Here is a 6,999-nt window from a genome sequence, read left to right as displayed (position 1 = left end):
GTGGCCGCGCTTGTCGCCTCTCGCCTGCTCTGATCCTGTGTGCGCCTCTTGGAGGAGGATCACTGCCATGCAATTCCGCAATCTCGGCCGCTCGGGCCTGCGCGTCTCGCTCGTCGGGCTCGGCTGCAACAATTTCGGCGGCCGCATCGATCTCGACGCGACCCGCAAGGTGGTCGATGCCGCGATCGAACACGGGATCACGCTCTTCGACACGGCCGACATCTATGGCGACCGCGGCGGCTCCGAGGCCGCGCTTGGCGAGGTGCTGGGCGCGCGGCGCAAGCAGATCGTGCTCGCGAGCAAGTTCGGCATGGAAATGGACGCCGAGGGCGTGAAGAAGGGCGGCTCGCGCCGCTACATCATGAACGCCGTCGAGGATTCGCTGCGCCGCCTCAAGACCGACTGGCTCGACCTTTACCAGCTGCATCGTCCCGATCCGCTGACGCCGATCGAGGAGACGCTGCGCGCGCTCGACGACCTCGTCCGCCAGGGCAAGGTCCGCTATATCGGCTGCTCCAATGTCGTCGCCTGGCAGGTCGCCGACGCACAGTGGACGGCGCGCGACCTCGGCATCCCCGGATTCGCCTCGGCGCAGGACGAGTACAGCCTGCTGAAGCGCGGCGCCGAGAAGGACCTGATCCCGGCGATCGCCCATTACGGAATGGGGCTACTGCCCTATTTCCCGCTCGCGAACGGCGCGCTGACCGGCAAGTACAAGCGCGGCGCGGCGATGCCGGAGGGCGCGCGCCTGACCAAGTTGCCGGAGCGTGCCGGCCAGATCTTCAGCGAAGACAACTGGCGCCGCATCGAAGGCCTGACCGCCTTCGCCGAGCAACGCGGCCACAGCCTTGTCGAGCTCGCCTTCTCGTGGCTGGCGGCGCAGCCGGTCGTCTCCAGCGTCATCGCGGGCGCGACCAGGCCGGAGCAGGTCGCGGCCAACGTCAAGGCGGCGGACTGGGCGCTGACCGCCGAAGACCTCGCCGAGATCGACAGGATCGTCGCGTAAGTTCTGCGGGGAGCTAACCGCCTCGGCTTTGTCGTGGCTGTGCCGTGATTCCGGGGCTTCGCGTCAGCGAAGAACCCGGAACCCGGACACGATACCGTCGCCACCAAAGGCGCGGGGCCATCGCTCAAATCGGTCCCGACACCGGTCCTGGTTTCCGGGCCCAGGCCTGCGGCCTGCGCCGGAAAGACGGCGGAGGTTCCGGCAACGCTCCTCTGAAAGCCTGCACTTCAGCTGCCCTCACAGGAAGGTGGCGATCTCCTCGAGCGGCTTCTTGCCGATGGCGGGAACGAGGCAATCGTCCGTGGGGTAGCCGACGACGAGGAGGATCAGCGCCTTCTCGTTGTCGGGCCGCTCGCAGATCGCGTTGAGGAAGTTCATCGGCGCCGGCGTATGCGTCAGCGTCGCCAGGCCTGCATCGTGCAGCGCCGCGATCAGGAAGCCGGTGGCGATGCCCACCGATTCCGGCACGTAATAGTGCTTCACCTTGTTGCCCTCGGCATCATGGCCCCAGCGCTGGGCGAAGATCGCGATCAGCCAGGGCGCGGTCTCCAGGAAGGGTTTCTGGTCGTCCGTGCCGAGATGGGCGAGGGCGCCGAGCCATTCATCGCCGGCGCGGCCGGCATAGAAGGCACGCTCCTCCTCCTCCGCCCCCTCGCGGATCAGCTTCTTGCGTTCGGGATCGGCGATGCAGACGAAGCTCCAGGGCTGCTGGTTGGCGCCGGACGGGGCGGTTCCGGCGACGCGCACCGCCGTCTCGATCAACTCGCGCGGCACTGGCCTGTCCGAGAAGTCGCGCACCGTGCGGCGCTTGCGCATGCGGGCGAGGAAGGCTTCCGCACGCTCCTGCATCTCGGCCTCGGGAACGCCCTCGAAGACGAGCGGCATGGTGACATAGGGGCTCACGGGGTTTCGCTCCTGACGTGTTTTGGCCAGCTTGCTGCGAATTGCAGGCTCGGCGCAATGGACCGGTTGCGTCGGCCCGCTTATGGTCCGCGCCATGAGCGATGCAGCCACGACCGCCCCCGCCCTGAAGCCCGGCGACCACATCTTCCTGGTCGACGGCTCGAACTTCATCTTCCGTGCCTATTTCCAGTCGATCAATCAGGACCGGAAATACCTGTCGCGCTCGGACGGGCTGCCTTCAGGAGCGGTCAGGCTCTTCGCCACCAAGCTGTTCCAGTTCGTGCGCGAGGGCGTTCTCGGCGTGAAGCCGACCCATCTCGCCATCGTCTTCGACAAGTCGGAGAACTCGTTCCGCAAGGCGATCTACCCGGCCTACAAGGGCAACCGCTCCGAGCCGCCGGCCGATCTCATTCCGCAGTTCCCGCTGATGCGCGAGGCGGTGCGCGCGTTCGGGCTGATCCCGGTCGAGCAGGACGTCTACGAGGCCGACGACCTGATCGCGACCTATGCGAAGCAGGCCCGCGAGGCCGGCGCCGAGGTGCTGATCGTCTCGGCCGACAAGGATCTGATGCAGCTCGTCCGGCCGGGCGTCGCCATGTACGATCCGGCCTCCGGCGACCAGAAGAAGGGCGCCGGCTTCCGTGCCGAGCGCCGCATCGGCGAGCCCGAGGTCGTCGAGTATTTCGGCGTGACGCCGGACAAGGTCACGGATGTGCAGGCGCTCGCGGGCGACGCCACCGACAACGTGCCGGGCGCGCCGGGCATCGGCATCAAGACGGCGGCGCAGCTGATCGGCGAATATGGCGATCTCGAAACCCTGCTGGCCCGGGCCGGCGAGATCAAGCAGCCGAAGCGACGGGAGACGCTGACCAATCCCGAGGTGGTCGAGAAGGTCCGCATCTCGCACAAGCTCGTCAGCCTCGTCGACGATGTGAACGTCGAGACGCCGCTGGAGAACCTGACGCTGGAGCAGCCGGACCCGGCGAAGCTCGTCGCGTTCCTGAAGGCGATGGAGTTCACGACCATCACCAAGCGCGTCGCCGAGGCCTACGAGGCCGATGTCGGCGCCATCGATGCCGATCCGGCGCTGGCGCCGGGTGGCTCGCGCGCGGCCGAGCTCAAGGCGCTCTATGCCGGAGCCGATGTCATCGAGGACGCCGTCTCCGGTACCGGCCCCGCTGCGCCGCCGGTGGCAGCGGCCGCTCCGGTGGCCTCCGGCGGCGAAGATGGCTGGATGAAGCCGGCCGATCTCGCGGCATCCCGCAGGAACGAGGCGATCGCAGCCAAGATCGACCGCTCGAAATATGAATGCGTCCGCACGCTCGCCGATCTCGAGCGCTGGATCGGCTGGGCCTACGAGGCCGGCCATGTCGCACTGGACACCGAGACGAACTCGCTCGATGCGATGCAGGCCGATCTCGTCGGCATCTCGCTCGCCGTCGCGCCGGGCCGCGCCTGCTATATCCCGCTCCAGCATCGCGCCGGCGATGGCGGGCTCTTCGACGAAGGCTTGCTGCCCGAGCAGATTCCGCTGGCGCAGGCCGTGGCGGCGCTGAAACCGCTGCTCGCCGACCGGGGCGTGCTCAAGATCGGCCAGAACCTGAAATACGACCTGCTGGTGCTGGAGCGCCATGGGCTTGCCGTGTCCCCGATCGAGGACACGATGCTGATCTCCTACGCGCTCGATGCCGGCATCAACAGCCACGGCATGGACAAGCTCTCGGAGCTGCATCTCGGCCACGAGACGATCCCCTACGCGCAGGTCGCCGGCACGGGCAAGTCGCAGGTCACCTTCGACAAGGTGCCGTTGGACAAGGCGACCGACTATGCCGCCGAGGATGCCGACGTGACCCTGCGCCTCTGGCTCGCGCTGAAGCCGCGCCTCGCCGCCGAGAAGAAGACCGCGGTCTATGAGGTGCTGGAACGGCCGATGGTCGCCGTGCTCGCCAACATGGAACAGCGCGGCATCGCCATCGACCGGCAGATCCTCTCGCGCCTCTCCGGCGATTTCGCGCAGGGGCTGGCGCGGCTGGAGGACGAGATCTACGAGCTCGCCGGCGAGAAGTTCACCATCGGCAGCCCCAAGCAGCTCGGCGACATCCTGTTCGGCAAGATGGGGCTGGCAGGCGCGAAGAAAACCGCGACCGGCCAATGGGCGACAGGGGCCGGCGTGCTCGAGGAGCTGGCCGAGCAAGGCCATGCCCTGCCTTCCAAGATCCTGGAGTGGCGTCAGCTCGCCAAGCTGAAATCGACCTATACGGACTCGCTGCCGGGCTATGTGAACCCGCAGACCAACCGGGTCCACACCTCCTATGCGCTCGCCGCGACGACGACGGGCCGGCTCTCCTCCTCCGAGCCCAACCTGCAGAACATCCCGATCCGGACCGAAGCCGGCCGCAAGATTCGCACGGCCTTCGTCCCGGAGAAGGGATTCAGGCTCGTTTCGGCCGACTACAGCCAGATCGAGCTGCGCATCCTCGCCCATATCGCCGAGATCCCGCAGCTCAGGCAGGCCTTCGCGGATGGCGTCGACATCCACGCGATGACGGCGTCCGAAATGTTCAGCGTGCCGGTCCAGGGCATGCCGAGCGAAGTGCGCCGCCGCGCCAAGGCGATCAATTTCGGCATCATCTACGGGATCTCGGCCTTCGGCCTCGCCAACCAGCTCGGCATCGGCCGCGAGGAGGCGAGCGCCTATATCCGCAAGTATTTCGAGCGCTTCCCCGGCATCCGCGACTACATGGACCAGACAAAGACGCATGTGCGCGCACATGGTCAGGTCACCACGATCTTCGGCCGCGTCTGCCATTTCCCGGCGGTTGCCTCGAAGAATCCGTCGGAGCGCGCCTTCGTCGAGCGCCAGGCGATCAATGCGCCGATCCAGGGCTCGGCGGCCGACATCATCCGCCGGGCGATGACCCGGATGGACGATGCGCTGGCGGCCAACCGCCTCAACGCCCGCATGCTGCTGCAGGTCCATGACGAGCTGGTCTTCGAAGTGCCGGAGGAGGAGGTCGAGAAGACCCTGCCGATCATCGAGAGGGTGATGGTCGACGCCCCGCATCCGGCCGTGCAGCTCAGGGTGCCGCTAGCGGTCGAGGCCCGCGCCGCCGGCAACTGGGACGAGGCGCACTGAGCCGGCTGGAACCCGGCCGAACCCTGCCGCGTTGACGCTTCCGACGCGCCAGGGGGGCGCGGTTGCGCGTTGGAAGCAGGAACATGCTCAGCTCATCGGCCTGGCGGCCGTTTCCGCGCTACATGGCGGAACCGGAACCGGTGGAGGAGAACCAGGAGGTCACGCCGTATGAGCATGATCTTATCCTCCGCTACGCGATCGTCGGCATCTTCGTCATCCTGGCGACGGCCTCGCTGGCGTTGACCAAGGTCATCGCCATGCCGATCGTGGCAGGTGTGATCTTCGGGCTCGTGCTCGGCCCGCTCGTCGACTGGCTGGTCCGCCATGGCGCGCCGCAGCATGCGGCGTCGGCGCTGGTCGTACTGTTATTCATCGGCCTGCTGTTCGGAGCGATCGCGGTTCTCGCCGTGCCAGTCGCGGGCTGGACCGATCAGGCTCCGGCGATGATAGCGGCACTCCAGTCCAAGCTTGCTCGCGTCTTCGCCTTCATGGACGAGTTCAAGCGCGGTATTGCCTCGATCACCGGCAAGGGTGCGGAGCTCAGCATCTCGCAGGGCAACCCGCTCTTCGACATCGCCATGACGTCCTCGACGGCGGCGGGCGGCATGCTGGTCTTCTTCGCGACGGTGTATTTCTGGCTGGCGACGCGCCGCCATCTCAAGGCGCGGATTCTCAGGCTCTGCCTGGGTCGCGGCGCGCGCCGCTCCGCAGGCTCCTTCTTCGAGGAGATCGAAACCCGTGTCGCGCGCTATTTCGCCCTGGTGACGGTGATCAATTTCGGCATGGGCGTGCTGACGATGACGATCGCCTGGCTCGCGGGGCTGCCATTCCCGCTGTTCTGGGGCGCGCTCGCCTTCCTGCTCAACTACCTCGCCTTCATCGGGCCGATCATCGTCGCGGTTCTGCTCCTGGCCGGTGCGTTGCTCGACGCGCCCACCATGGTGGCCGCGCTCTGGCCGGCGACGGCCTACTACATCCTGCATCTCGTCGAGGGCAACGCGGTCACTCCGGTCTTCGTCGGCAATCGGCTGACGATCTCGCCCTTCCTGGTCTTCATCTCCTTCATCTTCTGGCTCTGGCTCTGGGGGCCGATCGGCGCCGTGCTCGCGACCCCGATCGTCATCGTCGCCATGGTGGCGCAGGAGGAGTTCGCTCGCTATCGCCGCGAGAAGGCCAAGGCCGAAGCCGAGGAAACGACGGAAGCGCAGGCCGCCTGAGCCGACGCGTCGGAACACACGCGCTGCCGGGGCGTTTCGACACGGACGGAGCCCCTTGCGGCGACGACGCCACCCCGGCACCATTGCCATTCCACCAGCGACAGGAACCGATCGTCATGGCAACCACGACATCCGCGAAACGACAGGCGGCTGCCGCCGCCAAGCGTGCCAGGGCAGAAGTCGAGGCGGGCGCGGAGGATGTCGCAGCCGAGATGGAGGAAGCCGGCTCGCGCGCCAGGCGGCAGGCCAGCGCTCTTGAAGACACCCTGACCCGCAGCGCGGAGGAGATCGCGGCCAACGTCACCGATCGGCTACGTGCCGTCGGCGTCGATACCGACAAGATGGTGGATGTCGCCAAGGAGCAGGCCACCGAGCTCCAGAAGCTGATCGAGGACGAGATCCGCGAGCGGCCCTTGCGCGCCCTCGGGCTGGCGGCTGCGGTTGGGCTTTTCGTCGGCTACCTGTCGGCGCGCTGACCATGCTTGGGGGGCTCGGATCATTCATCACTTCGGAGATCTCCGGAGCGGTGAGGCGCAACGCCATCGTCTACGGCCTCTTTGGCCTTGCCGCGCTGCTGCTGCTCTGCGCCGGGGGTTACGCGCTGAATGCGCTTCACACGCTGCTCGAGCTCCGCTACGGGGCGATCGCCGCGAGCCTGTGGATCGCCGGCGGCCTGTTGGCGACGGCGATCCTCGCCTTCTGCATCGGGCTCTACGTCAAAGGCAAGCGACGGCCCC

The 6,999-nt window shown here is 67.2% G+C and carries 6 protein-coding genes; 5 read left to right on the top strand and 1 reads right to left on the bottom strand.

Going from position 1 to position 6,999, the window contains the following annotated elements; all coding sequences use genetic code 11:
- Nucleotides 1–67: 67 nt before the first annotated feature.
- The gene (locus ACIPIA_RS07840; protein ID WP_400508280.1) at nt 68–1,006 is read left to right on the top strand and encodes an aldo/keto reductase; all 939 of its coding nucleotides are present in this window, start codon (nt 68–70) and stop codon (nt 1,004–1,006) included.
- Nucleotides 1,007–1,243: 237 nt separating this feature from the next.
- On the opposite strand, the gene ACIPIA_RS07835 is transcribed toward ACIPIA_RS07840, so the two are convergent.
- A complete protein-coding gene (locus ACIPIA_RS07835; RefSeq protein ID WP_400508282.1) occupies nt 1,244–1,891 on the bottom strand; it encodes a nitroreductase family protein in 648 nt (215 codons plus the stop codon).
- 112 nt (nt 1,892–2,003) lie between these two features.
- On the opposite strand from ACIPIA_RS07835, the gene polA reads away from it, so the two are divergent.
- From polA to ACIPIA_RS07815, 4 genes are all read left to right on the top strand, one after another.
- Nucleotides 2,004–5,045: a DNA polymerase I gene (gene polA, locus ACIPIA_RS07830; protein ID WP_400508278.1), complete on the top strand. Its 3,042-nt coding sequence runs from the start codon at nt 2,004–2,006 to the stop codon at nt 5,043–5,045.
- A gap of 83 nt (nt 5,046–5,128) precedes the next feature.
- Nucleotides 5,129–6,262 carry an AI-2E family transporter gene (locus ACIPIA_RS07825; RefSeq protein ID WP_400508276.1) on the top strand — a complete coding sequence of 378 codons (1,134 nt, stop codon included), beginning with the start codon at nt 5,129–5,131 and terminating at the stop codon, nt 6,260–6,262.
- A 116-nt stretch (nt 6,263–6,378) separates the two neighbouring features.
- Complete coding sequence (locus tag ACIPIA_RS07820; protein WP_400508275.1) at nt 6,379–6,738, top strand: glycine zipper domain-containing protein; 360 nt, start codon at nt 6,379–6,381, stop codon at nt 6,736–6,738.
- A 50-nt stretch (nt 6,739–6,788) separates the two neighbouring features.
- Nucleotides 6,789–6,999: hypothetical protein (locus ACIPIA_RS07815; protein ID WP_400508273.1), on the top strand; the 211-nt coding region annotated here is incomplete at its 3' end.

This window comes from Allobosea sp. CER48 (genome assembly GCF_044752385.1).
Taxonomy (GTDB): domain Bacteria; phylum Pseudomonadota; class Alphaproteobacteria; order Rhizobiales; family Beijerinckiaceae; genus Allobosea.
This window is presented reverse-complemented; position numbering and strand designations above follow the sequence as displayed.